Below are 16,008 nucleotides of genomic sequence, written 5' to 3'. Positions count from 1 at the left end.
TCGCAAGGAAGCTGCGCGACCGACGATTTCCGGCTCAGGGCAGCTCACGGGTGACCACATGGCATGGATGCACGCTGAGTGGTTCGGAGCTCCAGTTTGGGCGTCGATGCAGGATGGACGGCATGACGAAAATCTGGGAACGCGCCTTCGATGCATTTTTCGGCCACCCTCGTGGCCTCCCCGGCCGCATCGGCGGTGCGATCATGGCCCGAGGAAACGCGGACCGTTCCTCCTCACTCAGCTGGCGGTGGGTCGTTCTCTCTCGGAGAGGACGTTGCCAACGCGCCGAGGGTGAGGGGAGATGAGACGGGGCGTTCGGCGAAGCCGGAGGTGCGGGAGGCCTCTTGACCGAGGATGCATCCGACGGCGTAGCCGCAGGTGCGTGCCTGGCAGTAACCCATGCCGGCTCGGGTGAGCATCTTCGCCGACCGGCCGTCGTGCGCGTCGAGGTCTTGCTGCACGGACCGCAGTGCCCCGAAAGGAACCTCCTCGCATCGACAGACGGTCGTGTTGTCGGACAGCCGGTCCACCCATCCTGGAGGCACCGGGTGGCACCGGTGCATCGCCTGCGCGAAGCGGCGCAGCGCCGCCCGCGAGCGGCGCAGCCGAGGTGCGACGGACGATGCGCCGGCCGCGAGGGTACCGGCGATCTCGCCTTCCACCGTCGCAAGCGCGGCGCCGCCCACGCCGCAGGCTTCGCCGGCGACAAAGACGCCCTCGACCGATGAGCGCTGCTCGTCGTCGACCTCGCACACCAGCGACCCGTCGACATCCACGCGCGTCGCGCAGCCGAGCGCCAGCGGCAGTTCCACTTGCGGGGTGAAGCCCCACCCCACGGCCAGCACATCCACCGCGATCGTGCGCTTACTTCCGGGTACCACCCGGCCCTTGTGGTCCAATCGCATGGTGGTGACCCGTTCCACGGCGTCCGTGCCGTGGGCGGAGACCACGACGGACCGGGTATGGACCGGAATGCGGTGCCGCGCCAGCACCCGGGCGTAGCTGGCGCCCTCACCGAGCTTGTTCACATTGCGGATCACGGAGCCGAGCTCACTCAGCCACGCCAACGGGGAGGCGGCCTCGTGAACGCCCACGACGTTCGCTCCCGACTCGGCCAGGCCGGCCGCGACCGGAAGCAGGAACGGGCCGGTTCCGGCCACCAGCACCCGCTGTCCGGCAACGACGCCGTGACCCTTGAGCAGGGCCTGCACACCCCCCGCCGTCATCACGCCCGGAAGATCCCACCCGGGGAACGGGATCTGGCGGTCGTACGCCCCCGGGGCCAGGATGAGCCGACGGCTGCGGAGCTCGGCGGCTCGTTCGCCCCCACCGGTCCGGTCGACCACGTGCACGACGAAGCCGTCCCTGTCGCGGGTGACCGTCCACACGTGGTGCTGGTAGAACTGGGCAACGGCCCGGAGTCCGGCCACAAGACGGTGATATGCCGCCAGGTCGTGATGAAGGTGGGCCACCTCGGCGGCGGACACGCCACGCTCGCTGGGCGCCGGGTGGCGCCAGTACTGGCCACCGGGCGTCACGCCCGCGTCCACGATGGCCGTGCGCGCGCCGGCGCGGGTGGCGCTGGTCGCGGCGGCCAGCCCGGCCGGCCCGGCGCCGACCACCAGCACGTCGAAGATCCGCTCAGACTTCGAGGTCACCGTGACCGGTTCCTTCCTGCGTGCTGATCTCCATGCCCGGCTCGGCGAGCCGGAGGCAGGCGCGTTCGTTCGGGCGCCCGTCGACGACGACGAGACAGTCGAAGCACACGCCGATACCGCAGAACAACCCCCGCGGCCGGCCGGCGCGTCGGGTGCTGCGCCACGACCGCACCCCGGCCGCGGTCAACGCGGCGCCCACGCTCTGCCCGGGCCGGAAGGGGATCTGGCTGCCGTCGAAGGAGAAGTGTGGCTGGCTCATCCTGCGGTCACCTGCGCGAACCTCGATGGCGCGAACGCCGAGGGGTCGATGTCCGGCTGATCGTTGGTCAGCATCTGGCTGATCAGCTCGCCGGTCGCCGGGGCGAGACCGATGCCGGCGCCTTCGTGCCCGCAGGCGTGGAACAGGCCGGGAATCCGGGGGTCTGGACCGATGACCGGCAGGTGGTCCGGGCAGTAGGGGCGGAAGCCGCGATAGGTCCGCATCAGCCTCACGTCGGCGAGGAAGGGGAAGATGCGTACCGCCAGCGAGGCCAGCCGCCGCAGCACGTCCACGGACATGGTGTCGTCGAACCCCACCCGCTCCCGGCTCGCGCCGATGAGCACCGTTCCGCCCTGGGTACCTTCGACGACGGTGGACGTCTCCAGTCCGGCGACGTCGGACGCGACGTTCTCGACGTAGTCAGCGGAGTACACCTTGTGCCGAACCACCCGGGGCAGCGGCTCGGTCACCAGGATGAACCCGCGGCGGGGGAGGATGGGGATTGGCGCGCCGAGCCGCTCGCCGACCTGGCCACCCCAGGTTCCGGCGGCGTTGACGACCGCGTTGGTGGGATAGCTACCGGTGCGCGTCCGGACCGCCGTGACGCGTCCGTCCGGACCCCGTTCGGCCGCCACGACCTCCTCGCCACGGACCACCGTGGCGCCGAGGGACCGGGCCGCCGTGAGGAGCGACACCGCCGCCAGTACCGGCTGTACCTGCATGTCCTGGGGGTAGAGGACTCCTCCGGGCAGGTCCGGGGCGAGGTTCGGCTCGTGGTCGGGGAGTTGGTCCGCGCTCACCGCGACCGTCTCCACGCCGGTGGCCCGTTGCCCCTCGGCGAACCGGGTCAGGGCCGTGGCACCCGGATCCGAGGTGGCCACCACCAGGCCACCCTTTTCTTCGAGTTCGAACGGGTCGGGCCCGTACTCGGCGGCCAGTTCCAGCCAGCGCGTGCGGGACGCCAGAGCCAGGTTCAGTTCGGGGCCGGGTTCCTTGTCCGAGACGAGGATGTTGCCCTCACCGCGGCTTGTGGTGCCGCCAGCCACCGTCCCCCGCTCGAGGACGGTCACCGACAGTCCCTCGCGCGCGGCATAGTAGGCGCAGGCCGCCCCCACGATGCCCGCTCCGACGATGACCACATCAGGCATGCCTTTTCTCCGTCCAGCGCCGGTAGGCCAGATCGGCCACCACGAGGTCCTGCCAGCCCATGCCGACGCTCTTGAAGACCGATGAACCGGCGGTGGGTGCCAGGTGCACCGCGTCGCGAAGCTCGATGAGGTTGTTCTCGCGGACGACGCCGGAGCGTACGGCCTGAATGATGTCACCAGCTTCACGCAGGGCGACGCCGTGGGACTCGACCACCACCCGTTCGGCAGAGCTGATCGTCGCGTCGTCGAGTTCACGGGCGTCCGGCTCGTGGGAGCCCACCGCGACGACGCAGGTCCCCGGGCGCAACCGGCGGCCGTCGAAAAGCGGCTGGCGGGCTGTGGTGGCGCACACCACCACGTCCGCATCCGCGACGTCGTCGTGGCTGCCCACGCGCGCGTCCAGACCGCTGTCCCGGACACGGGCGATCAGGGCCGCCGCGCGGTCGGGGTCCCGACCGACGACCGTGACGTTGCCGAGGGGGCGAGTGGCCCGGAGCGCCTCCACATGCCCCCACGCTTGCGGGCCGGAGCCGAACACGACCAGGTGCCGCGCCTCGGGCGCGGCGAGGTGGTCCACCGCGACTGCGGAGACAGCAGGGGTTCGCAACGTGGTCAGGGCCGTGCCGTCGAGCAGCGCCACCGGGGTCAGCGTGACCCGGTCGTACAGCACGTAGAGCGCCTGGACGCGGGGGAGCAGACGGTCGGAGTTACCCGGAGCCACCGTGCTCAGCTTTACGCCCACGGCGGCTGCGGTCTCGGCGGGCATCAGCAGCAGTTGGCCGTGTTCCACGTCGTGAATGGAGCGCTGTAGGGACGCCTGCGGATCGAGCCCGCCGGAAAGGGCCTTCGCCAGTACGGTGACGGCATCGGCGAACGGCACCAGGTCGAAGATGTCGGCCTCGTCGAGGTACGGCAGTGTCGCGGTCATCGGCTTTTCACAATGATGGTCGCCGCAAGGGGTGCGGAGTGGGCAAGGACGGCGGCTCGGGTGCCGGTGTGTAGTCGTGCCAGATCGTCGTGGGCGAGCTGCACGATGGGCAGTGCGATGTCGTAGATCTCGGCGGCGACTAGGGCTCCGATCACCAGGATCGCGTCGCACTCGGCCAGGAGGAGGGCCGCCGGCGCGTGGCCCGACCGGATCAGCTCCGCGAGCACGGCGGTGGAGGAGCTGGAGCCGCGCCCGGCCTGCATCGTGAGGACCTGCCCGGCGACCGTGGAGCCGCGTTGCGGGTGGTGGGCGTCGACGATCACCCCGGAAGGGTCGACCCCGCCCCAGAACGAGAGGGGCTCGTCGAGCGCGAGCACGGCGGCGTTCGCCTGTCCGGGATGAAGGGAGCGGCCTGGCAGCGTCATCGGGTCATCCCCACAGCCGCTCATCGCGTACCACCCTCCCGGCTCTCGCTGAGGCGACACACTCGGCCAGGCTTCCCAGCACAGTGTCGATTCCGAGGTTGGCCGGCGCGTACCAGGCCCACTTGCCCGAGTTCGTCATCACGGTGCGGATCCCGTCGCGCAGCACCGGCGTCACGTACGTGCAGGTGTCGGTGAGGACGCGGCCACCCGCGTCGCGCACGGCGTCGGCGTACCCGCGTGCCTCCGCCTCGGCCAGCACGGCCCGGCTGGTCGAGACGAAGACGTCAACCGACGAGCTGAACGATGCGCCGCCCCGCAGCTCGAGCGCCAGCGCCGCGAACTCGGCAAGCGAGAAGTGCGGGGTGCCGAGGCTGACGGCGTCGAGTGAGTTCGTAGCGGCGGCGGTACTCAGCCGCTCGCGCGCTCGCTTGAGGTCGTGTGCCGTCACCGGCACCGTGGTGGCCTCAGGGCCGAGCACCGCGTCCAGCGTCGGCGCCTCCGGGGTCACCCCCACAACGTGGAACAGCGCGACGCCGCCGGCGGACGCGGCGGTCGCGCCGAGCGCCTTGAGCCGGTCCTCTGTGACCCCGCCGTCGTTCAGGTCGCCCGGCAGACCGGTGAGCGCCGCGACCCGGGTTCCGGCGAGTTCGCCGAGCAGCGCCCCGATCGCGGGCCAGGCGACGTCGTCGTCGAGCAGCGCGGCGGGGATCGCTGAGAAGTCGAGCACCAGCGCGGCGGCGCGGTTTCGCCTCAGGTGCAGGCCCGAGTAGGGGACCCGGCCGACAACGCCGGCGGCGATGTCGATGAAGTCGCCGTACCGGTCCGTGCGCGCCCCGAGTACCGAGTTGACGAAGGCGATGGCGTTCGACTCCGCCCACGCTACATGGCTGCCTTCTGTCGGGCGGTGGCCGGACTGGTACGGCGCGCACGACCAGATCGGCTCGCAGCCGAGAGCCACGTGCGCGTCCATCAGGCGCCGGCCGTTTTCGGCCACCTCGGCGTCGGCGCGTACCAGCCCGGGATGCAGCAGGTCGAGCGAGCCGACGTTGAGCGTCGTGCGCACCCGCACCCGGGCGCCGAGGGTGACCAGCCGCTCGGTGAACTCCAGCCCCGCCACGCCGTGGTACAGGCAGCCGTCGGCGTGCGCTGACTCGATCGGCACCAGCCGCTCGGCCTCGTTCGCGCGCGCGACCCCGACGATCAGCCGCATGCACATCGCGGTGGCCGGGCCCCGCTCTCCGGCCAGCATCGACTGTTCCTCAGCGGTGAGGACCAGGCCGTCATCGCCGGGCATCAGGCTCCTTCGCCGGGGGCCAGCGTCACCGTGTGCAGCGAGGTGAAAAAGTCCTGCGCGGCCTTGCCCTGCTCGCGGCCGCCCACACTGGATGCCTTCTCGCCGCCGAACGGCAGGTAGAAGTCGACCCCGGTGGTCGGTGCGTTGACCTTCACCAGGCCGGCCTCCAACGCGTCCGCCGTTGCGAGTGCGGCGGTGAGATCGCGCGTATACACGCCGGCGGCGAGTCCCTGTGGAACATTGTTGGCCACCGCGACCGCTTCCTGGCGCGTACGCACCGCGTGCAGCGTGGCGATCGGCCCGAACACCTCGTCGCACGAGAGCGGGTGGTCGGCGGGGACATCCTCGAGCAGGGTCGGACGGACGAACCAGCCGGGGTCGTCGGTCGCCACGCCGCCGGTCAGGAGCCGGGATCCGGCCGCGGTCGCGCTGCCGGCGGCGGCCAGCACCTTGTCCCGGGCGGCTTCGTTGATGACCGGCCCCACCGCGGTTGTCGCCTGCGCGGGGTCGCCGAACCCCAGCGCCTCGATCGCCGCGACGAGCGCGTCCCGCAACGGCGCGACCTCCCCAACGACGATCACCCGCTTGGTCGCCGTGCACTTCTGGCCGGCGAACCCCATCGCGGCCGCGGCGATCTGCTTGGCGGTGGACTCCACGTCGGCGTCGGGCAGGACGATCGCCGGGTTCTGGCCGCCCATCTCCGCCTGTACCCGCACCCCGCGGGCCGCGGCCGAGCGCACCACGTCGCGACCGACCGCCGTGGATCCGGTGAACGACACCACGTCGGCCTCGGCCACGATCGCCCGGCCGGTGTCGCCGTCACCGGCAAGGACTGTGAACAGCCCCTCGGGCAGGACCTCGTCGAGCAGGGTGGCCAGTCGCAACGCCGTCGCCGTCGCGTCCGGCGACGGCTTGAGCACCACGGCGTTGCCGAACGCCAATGCCGGTGCGGCCTTCCACAGCGGGATGGCGATCGGGAAGTTCCACGGGGTGATGAGCCCGGCGACGCCGAGCGGTCGGCGCCGGGTGAAGAGCAGGCCGAGGGTCGACGGCTCGTGCATCGCGCCCACCGGGTCGTACACCTGCTGGGCGTAGTAGCGAAGGATGGCCACCGCCCGAGCTACCTCACCGCGCGCTTCGCCGAGTGGTTTGCCGACCTCGCGAACCGCCAGTTGGGTCAGTTCGTCGGACGCTGCCGCCACCGCGTCGGCAGCGTCGGACAGTGCCTGTGCCCGCGCGGCCGCGGGGCCGCGTCCCCACCGGGCCTGGGCCGCGCGAGCGCGGGCGAACGCCTTCGCCACCTCGCCGGCACGGGCCACGGGCGCCTCGGCGACGAGATCTTCGGGTGCGTGCGGTGAGTAGCTCTTGATCACGAAGTGCTCCCTCAGCGTCGGTACGTGGGCTGGGTGGGGATGAGGTCAGGTCAGAGCAGGAAGCCTGCTGGGAACGGGTCGTCCGGATCCAGGAAGTACTGGGCCGTGCCGGTCAGCCAGGCGCGTCCGGTGATGGTCGGTACCACTGCGGTGACGTCGCCGGCGAGCCGGGTCTCTTCCACGAGCCGGCCGATGAAGCGCGTCCCGATGAAGGACTCGTTGACGAAGTCGGTGTGCAACGCCAGCTCGCCACGCGCGTGGAGCTGCGCCATGCGGGCGCTCGTGCCGGTACCGCACGGGCTCCGGTCGAACCAGCCCGGGTGGATGGCCATCGCGTGGCGCGAATGCCGGGCGTCCGAGCCGGGAGCGATGAGCTGTACGTGGTGACATCCGCTGATGTCGGGGTCGGTGACGTGGACCGGGCGGTCCTGTTCGTTGATCGCTTCCATGATCGCCAGCCCGGCGTCCAGCAGTGCCTGCTTGTGTCCCCGGTCGAACGGCAGGCCGAGGTCTTCGAGGTGGACCATCGCGTAGAAGTTGCCGCCGTACGCGAGGTCGTAGCGGGCCGTCCCGAAGCCGGGCACCTCGACGGTTGCGTCCAACTGGTGGGAGTAGGACGGCACGTTGCGAATCGTGACCGCCTTGGCCGCGCCGTCGGAGACGGCGACCTCCGCGACCACGAGGCCGGCGGGCGTGTCCAGGCGGATCGTCGTGACGGGCTCGGTCACCTCCACCATGCCGGTCTCCACCAGCACGGTGGCGACCCCGATGGTGCCGTGTCCGCACATCGGCAGGCAGCCGGACACCTCGATGTAGAGCACGCCCCAGTCGGCGTCGGGCCGGGTCGGCGGCTGCAGGATCGCTCCGGACATGGCGGAGTGCCCGCGTGGCTCGTACATCAGGAAGGTGCGGAGGTGGTCGCTGTTGTCGAGGAACCAGCGGCGGCGCTCCATCATCGTGGCGCCGGGCAGTGGTGCCACACCGCCCGTGATCACCCTGGTCGGCATGCCCTCGGTGTGCGAGTCGACGGCGTGCAGCAGTCGTCGTGCGCGCATGTCTCAGACCAGTCCGGCTTGGAGGGCTGCCTCGGTCGCGGCGCGGACCAACTGCTCCTGCTCGGCGGTCAGCGGCTGCCGCGGCGGTCGGCAGACGCCGCCTTTACGGCCGACGATGTCCATGGAGAGCTTGATCGCCTGTACGAACTCGGTCTTCGAGTCCCAGCGCAGCAGGGGGTGCAGCAGCCGGTACAGCGGGAGCGCGGTTGCCAGGTCCCCTGCCACCGAGGCCTCGTAGAGCGCCACGGTCGACTGGGGGAAGGCGTTGGTGTATCCGGCGACCCACCCCTTGGCGCCCGCGATGCCGACCTCGAGGACGACGTCGTCGGTGCCGATCATCAGGTCCAGTCCGGGCGCGAGCTCCGAGATCTCGTAGGCCCGGCGCACGTCGCCGCTGAACTCTTTGACGCCCACGATGAGGCCCTCGTTGTACAGCGTGGCGAGGAGCCGAGGCGTCAGGTCGGTCTTGGTGTCGATCGGGTTGTTGTACGCGGTCACCGGCAGGCCGGCCTTGCTGATCTCGCGGTAGTGCTCCAGGACGGCCCGCTCGTCCGTGCGGTATGCGTTCGGGGGGAGCGCCATGACGGCCTGCGCGCCGGCCTCGGCTGCCTGCTCGGCCCAGCGCCGCGACTCCAGGGCGCCGTAGGCGCCCACGCCCGGCATGACGACGAAGCCCTCGGGTGCGGCCTGGATCGCCACCTCGACGGCCTTCGCGCGCTCCTCCTGGGTCAGCACCTGGTACTCGCCCAGGGATCCGTTCGGGGTTACACCATGAGCGCCGTTCTCGGCCAGCCACCGCACGTGGTCGGCGTAGGCGTCGAAGTCCACGGACAGGTCGTCGCGGTAGGGCAGGGCGGTCGCGACGAGCACGCCGTGCCAGGGGCGGGTACGGGCAGCGGGGGATGCGGTCATGTCAATGAGCCCTTTCGTTGGGGGCAGTAAAATATCACACAGCGGCTCGGCCTCCTCAAATCAACGTTCGGTAACACCCCGGCGTGCACCTCTGGAGCGACCGTGTGTCCTGTGCCATAGTGCGGTGCTACGTCACACAGCAGTGCTACCGATCGCTACTTGGGCCGTCCGCGTGTCGGTCCTTGAGGAAGTGGGTTGGACAATGACCGCATATCTGACCCGCCGGCTGTCGCGAGTCGCCCTCGTGGGCAGCGCGGCGGTGGCGGCCATGATGCTCTCCGCCTGTGGCAACGGGCTCGCCTCGGGAGGGGGCGGGTCGTCGGACAACGGGCCGATCGTCCTCGGCATGCTGACTCCGATGTCGGGGAGCAGCTCGGCCATCGGCCCGTACATGAAGAACGGTGCGCAACTCGCCGTCGACGAGATCAACGGCAAGGGCGGCGTCAACGGGCGCAAGCTCGAGCTCAAGGTCGAGGACGAGGCGTGCGACGCCAAGAGCGCCACGGCGGGCGCCAACAAGCTGGTCACCGAGGGTGTGAAGATCTCGGTTGGCGGCTACTGCTCGGGTGCGACGCTCCCGACGCTGCCGATCTTCGAGAAGGCCGACGTGCCCATGCTCATCCCGGCCGCCAACTCCAACGAACTGGTCAAGCAGCACAAGAAGAACGTCTTCCTGATCAACGGCACCGGTGTGCAGCAGTCCGATGCGGGGCTCAAGTTCATGAAGAAGGTGGGTGCCACAAAGGTCGCCCTCATGGACGACAACACCAGCTACTCCAAGGACATCGCGGACACCACCGCCAAGCTGCTGACGGGCTCGCCGGCGCTCGCGGGACGCGAGTCGGTCACCGCAGGTGAGAGCGACTACAGCGCCAACGTCCACGCCATCCTGAAGAGCCAGCCGGACTTCATCTACTGGACCGGCTACTACCAGGAGGGCGGCCTCATCATCCGCCAGCTGCGGCAGGCCGGCTACACCGGCAAGATCATGGTCGCCGACGGATCGGTCGACCAGAAGCTGGTGGACATCGCCGGCCCCGCGGTCGCCGAGGGCGTCTTCGCCACCATGACGCAGACCCCGGACACGATCCAGGGCGCCGACAAGTGGATCGCGGACTACAAGAGCAAGTTCGGCGCCGACCCCGGCCCGTACTCCACCCAGGCATACGACGCCGTCCGGGTGGCCGCCGAGGCGGTCAAGCAGGCCGGCTCGACTGACGGCAGCGCCGTCATCAAGGCGCTCGAGGGCATCGACGGTTTCCAGCTGTTCTCCGGGCCGCTGAAGTTCACGCCCGACCACACGCTCTCCAGCGGTGGCTTCCAGATCCTCGCGGTGCAGAACGGCAAGATCGTCCTCAAGGACACCCTGCAGTAGATCGTCTGCTCCCGGCGGCGCCCTCCTAGGAGCGCGCCGCCGGGGCGTTCCTCGAAGGGCTCCCATGACCCAACTCATCTGGAACGGTCTCTTCGTCGGATCGTTCTACGCCCTGGTCGCGCTGGGCTACACCATGGTGTACGGCATCATCAGGCTCCTCAACTTCGCCCACGGCGACCTGTACATGCTCGGTGCGTTCGTCGGCTTCGGCGTCCTGAGCGTCGCCGGCGGGCTGGCGACCGGCCTCGGCTTCGTGGCGCTGCTCATCGTCCTGATCATCTCGATGCTGGTGACCGGGACGGCCGGCCTTCTGCTCGAGCGGATCGCCTACCGTCCCCTGCGCGGGGCGCCCCGACTCTCCGTACTGATCACCGCTGTGGGCGCCTCGTTCGCGCTCGAGTACGGGATGCGCCTGGTGGCCGGGCCCAACCCAGAGGTCTACCCGGTCCGGCTGGCGGGCGACTCGATCGACCTGCTCGGCGCCCGCATCACCATCCAGCAGGCCAGTCTCATCCTGATCGCGGTCCTGCTGATGGCCGGCCTCCAGTGGCTCGTCATGGGAACCGGGACCGGTCGGGCCATGCGCGCCATCTCCCAGGACCCGACGGCGGCCCTGTACATGGGCATCAACGTCGACGCCATCATCGCGCGCACCTTCTTCATCGGCTCCGCCCTCGCCGGCGCCGCCGGCGTGATGGCCGGCGGTTACTACGGGAAGATCGACTTTCTGATGGGGTTCATCATCGGGCTCAAGGCGTTCACCGCGGCCGTCATCGGCGGCATCGGCAACATCAAGGGCGCGATGCTCGGCGGCCTGGCGCTCGGCATGCTCGAATCCTTCGGCACCGCCTGGATCGGCGGGCAGTGGCGCGATGTCTTCGCCTTCGGCTTCCTCATCGTCTTCCTCACGCTTCGTCCGACCGGCATCCTCGGCGAGCGCGTTACGGAGCGTGTCTGATGACCACCAATCTCGCAACGTCATCCGCCGGCGCCCGCGGGCTCTTCGAGCGCATCCAGCAGAACCGCTACCTCGGCCTGATCGCACTGGCCGTCGCGTTGTTGGCGCCGTTCATCACCGCGACCAACTACGCCCTGTCGGTCATGACCTCCGCGCTGCTGTTCGTGATGCTCGCGGTCGGCCTCAACATCGTCGTCGGCTACTGCGGCCTGCTCGACCTCGGGTACGCCGCGTTCTTCGCCATCGGCGCCTACGTCAGCGGTGTCCTCGCCACCAGGTACGGATGGCCGCTGCTGGCCACCGTGCCCGTCGTCATCGTCGCGGCGGTGGTCGCGGGCATCGTGATCGGTGGGCCTACCCTGCGGCTGCGCAGCGACTACCTGGCGATCGTGACACTCGGCTTCGGGGAGATCATCCGGATCACGGCGAACAACCTCACCATCACCGGTGGGCCGTCCGGCATCTACGGGATCCCGGGCATCACGCTGCTCGGGCTCGACCTGAGCAGCCCGGTCGGCCTCTATTACACCTGTGTGGTCGTCGTCGCCCTGGCCGTCCTCGGCGCGGCGCGGCTCGGACGCAGCCGGCTCGGACGCGCCTGGCGGTTCATCCGCGAGGACGAGGACGCCGCCGAGGCGATGGGCATCAACACATACCGCGTGAAGCTCGCCGCCTACATCGGCGGCGCCATCTGGGGCGGCCTCGCCGGCATCCTCTTCGGCGCCCAACTGTCCGCCATCTCCCCACCGAGCTTCACCTTCCTGTGGTCGGCCCTCATCCTGATGGCCGTCGTGCTCGGTGGCATGGGCTCGACGCCCGGCGTCGTGCTGGGCGCCATCTTCATCAGCGTGCTGCCCGAGCTTCTCCGGCAGGCCGCCGACTACCGGTACTTCGTATTCGGGATCCTGCTCATCGTCGTGATGATCTTCCGTCGGCAGGGACTGTGGCCGGCGCGGGCCATGGAACGGCAGTCCCGGCGTGACATGCGCAAGGCCAAGGAGCATGACATGCACAAGGCCAAGGAGGTGGTGCCGTGAGCACGCTAGAACCCGCACCGCTGCTCCAGGTGCAGGATCTGCACCTGGACTTCGGCGGCGTGAAGGCCGTCGACGGGCTGACCTTCCGGGTCAACGAAGGCGACGTCCTCTCGCTCGTCGGACCCAACGGTGCCGGCAAGACCAGCGCGTTCAACTGCGTCACGGGCTTCTACAAGGCCACCGGTGGCTCGGTCACGCTGGAAGGCGCGAACATCACCGGCCTGCGGCCGTCCGCGATCGCGGCCCGGGGGATGTCGCGTACCTTCCAGAACCTGCGCCTGTTCGGTGAGCTGACGGTGCTCGACAACGTCCGCGCCGGGATGCACCTCCGGCTGCGGCAGAACGCCTTCGACGCGCTACTGCACACGCCGCGGTTCCGGCGCTCCGAACGGGAGGCGACCGACGAGGCGAACCGCTGGCTCGACTTCGTGGGCCTGCGCGGTGACCGTGGTGGCCTGGCGCGGAACCTTCCGTACGGCGAGCAGCGGCGCGTCGAGATCGCCCGCGCCCTCGCGCGCGGGCCCAAGGTGATCCTGCTGGACGAGCCCGCCGCGGGCCTCAACTACGGTGAGAAGAACGAGCTTCTCGATCTGCTGCACCGCATCAGTGTGCTGGGCATCGCCATCGTGCTCATCGAGCACGACATGGATCTCGTCATGCAGGTGTCGCGCCGGATTGTCGTGCTGAACTTCGGCCGGGAGATCGCCGACGGCACTCCCGAGGAGGTACGCCGCAACCCGGCCGTGATCGAGGCGTACCTCGGCAAGGACGACGCGGAGGAAGCCACGAGCGAGGAGATGAGCCATGACTGAGGTCACCGGCCCCTGTGCACTCGAAATCGACGCTCTCGACGTCCACTACGGCCGCGTCCACGCCATCCGGGGCCTGACCCTGACCGTCGGCGAGGGCGAGATCGTCACTCTGCTCGGCAACAATGGCGCGGGCAAGACCAGTACCCTCGCCACGGTTTCCGGGGTGGTGCGCTCCACCGGCGGCACCGTGCGCGCGTTCGGCACGGACATCACCAAAGCCAAGCCCTGGGAGATCGTGGGCGCGGGGGTGGTGCACGTGCCAGAGGGGCGCCGCATCTTCTCCCGGCTGACCGTTCACGAGAACCTCCAGCTCGGTGGCTACCTGGTGCAGGACGCGACCGTGGTCAACCGCCGGATCGACGAGGTCTACTCCCTGCTGCCCCGGCTGGCCGAGCGGCGCAACCAGCAGGGCGGCTACCTGTCCGGCGGCGAGCAGCAGATGCTCGCCGTCGGTCGCGCGCTGGTCGCCGGGCCGAAACTGCTGATGCTGGACGAGCCCTCGATGGGGCTCGCGCCACTCGTGGTGGCCCAGATCATGGATCTGATCCGCCGGATCAACGCTGACGGCACGTCGGTGCTGCTCGTCGAGCAGAACGCCCGCGCCGCGCTCAAGATCGCTCACCGCGCGTACGTGGTGGAGAACGGTGTGATCAGCCTGCAGGGGGCGGCCAGCGAACTCGCGCGCGACTCCCGCGTGGTCGAGGCGTACCTGGGGGCCTGAGGCGATGCTGGACATTCGCGCGACCGACTACCACACGGCGGGAGAGCCGTTCCGCATCGTCACCGAAGGCGTCCCAGAGATTCCCGGCGCCACCGTGCTGGAACGGCGCGAGCACGCCCAGCGCGACGAACAGGTCGACGCGGTGCGCCGGCTCCTGGTCAACGAACCTCGTGGCCACGCCGACATGTACGGCTGCTTCGTCGTGCCGCCAGACGACGAGGGCGCACACTTCGGGGTGCTGTTCTGGCACAAGGACGGCTACTCGACGGCGTGCGGACACGGCACCATCGCGCTGGGTGCGTGGGCCGTCCGGAGCGGGCTCGTGGACGTCCGCCCGGACGGGGAGACCGACGTGGTGATCGACGTACCGTCAGGTCGCGTCACGGCCACAGTCTCCTGTGTGGCCGGCGAGGTGCGCGAGGTCAGCTTCCGCAACGTGCCCGCGTATGTACTGGGTCAGGGCATCACCGTGAACACCAGCCGGGGCCCGGTACGCGCGGACGTCAGCTACGGGGGCGCGATCTACGCCTCCGTCGACGCCTCAGCCCTCGAGCTCCCGGTCAGCCCAGAGCACTACGGTGACCTGCTGGCACTCGGCCGGGAAATCAAATGGAAACTCAACGGGACCGAATGGGCCCGGCATCCGAGCGAATCGCGGCTCGACGGAATCTACGGCACAATCCTGTTCGAGGATCTCGGCCGGCGGTCCGGCGGCCCGCACCAGCGCAACATCACCGTCTTCGCCGACGGTGAGGCGGACCGGTCACCCTGTGGGTCAGGGACCTCCGCGCGGATCGCGCTGCTAGCATCAACGGGGCAACTCGCCCCTGACCAGGTGCTAACGCACGACTCGGTGGTCGGCACACGGTTCCTGGGCCGCGTCGTGCAGGAGCTGGAAGCAGAGGGTCGTCCGGCCTACGTTTCAGAGGTGCGAGGGATGGCCTACCGGACTGGTGAACACCATTTCGTCCTTGAGGCCAACGATCCCGTCGGACTGGGATTTACGCTGCGATGAAGAGAACAAGGAGTGACACCGTGACGGACGCCACCGGGCGCCTGGCCCCGGACGCGCTCTCTTTGCCGCAGTTAGGGGGCCGGCCCAACCTTCGGCAGGAGATCGCCCATGTCCTGCGTGGCGCGGTCATCACGGGGCAGATGCGCGTCGGCGTGCTGTACTCCGTGCCGACACTCGCAGAGCAGTTCGGTGTCTCCGCCACGCCGGTGCGCGAAGCGATGCTCGACCTCGCCAACGAGGAACTGGTCACGATCGTCCGGAACAAGGGCTTCCGGGTCAAGGAGCTGAGTGACCGGGACCTGGACGAGATCACCTCGCTGCGTGCGCTGATCGAGGTGCCCACCGTGGCCGAGATCGCCCGGGCCATCAACGAGCCCACCCGGGCAGCGGTCGAGGAACTGCGTCCCCTGGCGATGGAGGTGGAGCGGCTCGCCGAAACCGGCGACCTCATCGGCTATGTCGAGGTCGACCGGCGTTTCCATCTCTCGCTGCTCGCCCTCGCCGGCAACCGGCATCTCATTGACGTGGTCGGGAACCTACGGGCCCGCAGCCGGCTGTACGGCCTGCAAGGGCTCGCCGAGCGTGGCGAGTTGGGGCGTTCGGCCGCCGAGCACGAGCAGATCGTCGATCTGGTGGTGGCCGGCGATGTGCCGGGGACGGCGGCGCTGATGCGACGCCACATCGGCCACGTTCGCGGCTCATGGGCCGGCTACCACGAACCCTGACCGCCAACACCACGCGAAGCCCTGTCTATCCAGCGCGACCAGCATTCCGACGGCCAGGGGGGCGAGCGCGTCCGTGAGCAGTCGGACCAGCGGCAGCGGCTGCCCGCCGTCCCTGGTGAGATCCCCACCTTGGTTTCGCCCGACGCCTCAGCCCTCGCCGTCCTCGTCGTCTGGGGCCATCAGCCACTCGCCGGGCAACCGATGCCGCACGGCTTTCACCGCTGCCGGGGTCCGGCCGTGGACCCACAGCCACGTCCCGCCGTCGTCGCGCAGCAGCACATCGAGGCCGGCGAACCAGCGGATCGGCGGCCAG

General features: G+C 69.8%; 16 protein-coding genes. 7 read left to right on the top strand and 9 right to left on the bottom strand.

What is annotated here, in order from left to right; all coding sequences use genetic code 11:
• Positions 1–233: 233 nt before the first annotated feature.
• From ACL02O_RS30180 to ACL02O_RS30140, 9 genes are read right to left on the bottom strand one after another with little or no spacing between them, the layout of a single operon-like run.
• The gene (locus ACL02O_RS30180; protein ID WP_412821575.1) at positions 234–1,628 is read right to left on the bottom strand and encodes an FAD-dependent oxidoreductase; all 1,395 of its coding nucleotides are present in this window, start codon (positions 1,626–1,628) and stop codon (positions 234–236) included.
• Positions 1,629–1,641: 13 nt separating this feature from the next.
• On the bottom strand, positions 1,642–1,917 hold the full coding sequence (locus ACL02O_RS30175; protein ID WP_412821574.1) for a (2Fe-2S)-binding protein: 276 nt from the start codon (positions 1,915–1,917) through the stop codon (positions 1,642–1,644).
• Positions 1,914–3,065: an NAD(P)/FAD-dependent oxidoreductase gene (locus ACL02O_RS30170; RefSeq protein ID WP_412821573.1), complete on the bottom strand. Its 1,152-nt coding sequence runs from the start codon at positions 3,063–3,065 to the stop codon at positions 1,914–1,916. Before ACL02O_RS30170 ends, ACL02O_RS30175 begins: the two co-directional genes overlap by 4 nt.
• Positions 3,058–3,993, bottom strand: coding sequence for an ornithine cyclodeaminase family protein (locus ACL02O_RS30165; RefSeq protein ID WP_412821572.1), 936 nt, complete (start codon positions 3,991–3,993; stop codon positions 3,058–3,060). The genes ACL02O_RS30170 and ACL02O_RS30165 overlap by 8 nt, the downstream gene beginning before the upstream one ends.
• Entirely contained in the window at positions 3,990–4,418 is a 429-nt protein-coding gene (locus ACL02O_RS30160; RefSeq protein ID WP_412821571.1) for an aconitase X swivel domain-containing protein, read from the bottom strand. The genes ACL02O_RS30165 and ACL02O_RS30160 overlap by 4 nt, the downstream gene beginning before the upstream one ends.
• A gap of 4 nt (positions 4,419–4,422) precedes the next feature.
• Positions 4,423–5,712, bottom strand: a complete 1,290-nt coding sequence (locus ACL02O_RS30155; RefSeq protein WP_412821570.1) for an aconitase X — start codon at positions 5,710–5,712, stop codon at positions 4,423–4,425.
• Positions 5,712–7,085, bottom strand: coding sequence for an aldehyde dehydrogenase family protein (locus ACL02O_RS30150; protein ID WP_412821569.1), 1,374 nt, complete (start codon positions 7,083–7,085; stop codon positions 5,712–5,714). Before ACL02O_RS30150 ends, ACL02O_RS30155 begins: the two co-directional genes overlap by 1 nt.
• 50 nt (positions 7,086–7,135) lie before the next feature.
• On the bottom strand, positions 7,136–8,140 hold the full coding sequence (locus ACL02O_RS30145; protein WP_412821568.1) for a proline racemase family protein: 1,005 nt from the start codon (positions 8,138–8,140) through the stop codon (positions 7,136–7,138).
• 3 nt (positions 8,141–8,143) lie between these two features.
• The gene (locus ACL02O_RS30140) at positions 8,144–9,052 is read right to left on the bottom strand and encodes a dihydrodipicolinate synthase family protein (protein ID WP_412821567.1); all 909 of its coding nucleotides are present in this window, start codon (positions 9,050–9,052) and stop codon (positions 8,144–8,146) included.
• Positions 9,053–9,254: 202 nt separating this feature from the next.
• On the opposite strand from ACL02O_RS30140, the gene ACL02O_RS30135 reads away from it, so the two are divergent.
• The 7 genes from ACL02O_RS30135 to ACL02O_RS30105 all read left to right on the top strand — a co-directional run bounded on the left by ACL02O_RS30135 (position 9,255) and on the right by ACL02O_RS30105 (position 15,695).
• A complete protein-coding gene (locus tag ACL02O_RS30135) occupies positions 9,255–10,427 on the top strand; it encodes a branched-chain amino acid ABC transporter substrate-binding protein (RefSeq protein WP_412821566.1) in 1,173 nt (390 codons plus the stop codon).
• Between the two features lie 64 nt (positions 10,428–10,491).
• Complete coding sequence (locus ACL02O_RS30130; protein ID WP_412821565.1) at positions 10,492–11,385, top strand: branched-chain amino acid ABC transporter permease; 894 nt, start codon at positions 10,492–10,494, stop codon at positions 11,383–11,385.
• Positions 11,385–12,422: a branched-chain amino acid ABC transporter permease gene (locus ACL02O_RS30125; protein ID WP_412821564.1), complete on the top strand. Its 1,038-nt coding sequence runs from the start codon at positions 11,385–11,387 to the stop codon at positions 12,420–12,422. Before ACL02O_RS30130 ends, ACL02O_RS30125 begins: the two co-directional genes overlap by 1 nt.
• Positions 12,419–13,234, top strand: a complete 816-nt coding sequence (locus ACL02O_RS30120; protein WP_412821563.1) for an ABC transporter ATP-binding protein — start codon at positions 12,419–12,421, stop codon at positions 13,232–13,234. The genes ACL02O_RS30125 and ACL02O_RS30120 overlap by 4 nt, the downstream gene beginning before the upstream one ends.
• Positions 13,227–13,955: an ABC transporter ATP-binding protein gene (locus ACL02O_RS30115; protein ID WP_412821562.1), complete on the top strand. Its 729-nt coding sequence runs from the start codon at positions 13,227–13,229 to the stop codon at positions 13,953–13,955. Before ACL02O_RS30120 ends, ACL02O_RS30115 begins: the two co-directional genes overlap by 8 nt.
• A gap of 4 nt (positions 13,956–13,959) precedes the next feature.
• Entirely contained in the window at positions 13,960–14,970 is a 1,011-nt protein-coding gene (locus ACL02O_RS30110) for a proline racemase family protein (protein ID WP_412821561.1), read from the top strand.
• 20 nt (positions 14,971–14,990) lie between these two features.
• Entirely contained in the window at positions 14,991–15,695 is a 705-nt protein-coding gene (locus ACL02O_RS30105) for a GntR family transcriptional regulator (RefSeq protein ID WP_412821560.1), read from the top strand.
• The last annotated feature ends 313 nt before the right edge of the window (positions 15,696–16,008 follow it).

The sequence above is a fragment of the Micromonospora mangrovicola genome (genome assembly GCF_047200535.1).
Lineage (GTDB): Bacteria > Actinomycetota > Actinomycetes > Mycobacteriales > Micromonosporaceae > Micromonospora.
This window is presented reverse-complemented; position numbering and strand designations above follow the sequence as displayed.

What these genes read in the sequence shown, in the direction of transcription:
- ACL02O_RS30145 (WP_412821568.1), bottom strand. Translation starts at nt 8,140, where the DNA reads ATGCGCGCACGACGACTGCTGCACGCCGTCGACTCGCACACCGAGGGC.
- ACL02O_RS30125 (WP_412821564.1), top strand. Translation starts at nt 11,385, where the DNA reads ATGACCACCAATCTCGCAACGTCATCCGCCGGCGCCCGCGGGCTCTTC.
- ACL02O_RS30140 (WP_412821567.1), bottom strand. Translation starts at nt 9,052, where the DNA reads ATGACCGCATCCCCCGCTGCCCGTACCCGCCCCTGGCACGGCGTGCTC.
- ACL02O_RS30170 (WP_412821573.1), bottom strand. Translation starts at nt 3,065, where the DNA reads ATGCCTGATGTGGTCATCGTCGGAGCGGGCATCGTGGGGGCGGCCTGC.
- ACL02O_RS30115 (WP_412821562.1), top strand. Translation starts at nt 13,227, where the DNA reads ATGACTGAGGTCACCGGCCCCTGTGCACTCGAAATCGACGCTCTCGAC.
- ACL02O_RS30130 (WP_412821565.1), top strand. Translation starts at nt 10,492, where the DNA reads ATGACCCAACTCATCTGGAACGGTCTCTTCGTCGGATCGTTCTACGCC.
- ACL02O_RS30160 (WP_412821571.1), bottom strand. Translation starts at nt 4,418, where the DNA reads ATGACGCTGCCAGGCCGCTCCCTTCATCCCGGACAGGCGAACGCCGCC.
- ACL02O_RS30135 (WP_412821566.1), top strand. Translation starts at nt 9,255, where the DNA reads ATGACCGCATATCTGACCCGCCGGCTGTCGCGAGTCGCCCTCGTGGGC.
- ACL02O_RS30175 (WP_412821574.1), bottom strand. Translation starts at nt 1,917, where the DNA reads ATGAGCCAGCCACACTTCTCCTTCGACGGCAGCCAGATCCCCTTCCGG.
- ACL02O_RS30110 (WP_412821561.1), top strand. Translation starts at nt 13,960, where the DNA reads ATGCTGGACATTCGCGCGACCGACTACCACACGGCGGGAGAGCCGTTC.
- ACL02O_RS30165 (WP_412821572.1), bottom strand. Translation starts at nt 3,993, where the DNA reads ATGACCGCGACACTGCCGTACCTCGACGAGGCCGACATCTTCGACCTG.
- ACL02O_RS30155 (WP_412821570.1), bottom strand. Translation starts at nt 5,712, where the DNA reads ATGCCCGGCGATGACGGCCTGGTCCTCACCGCTGAGGAACAGTCGATG.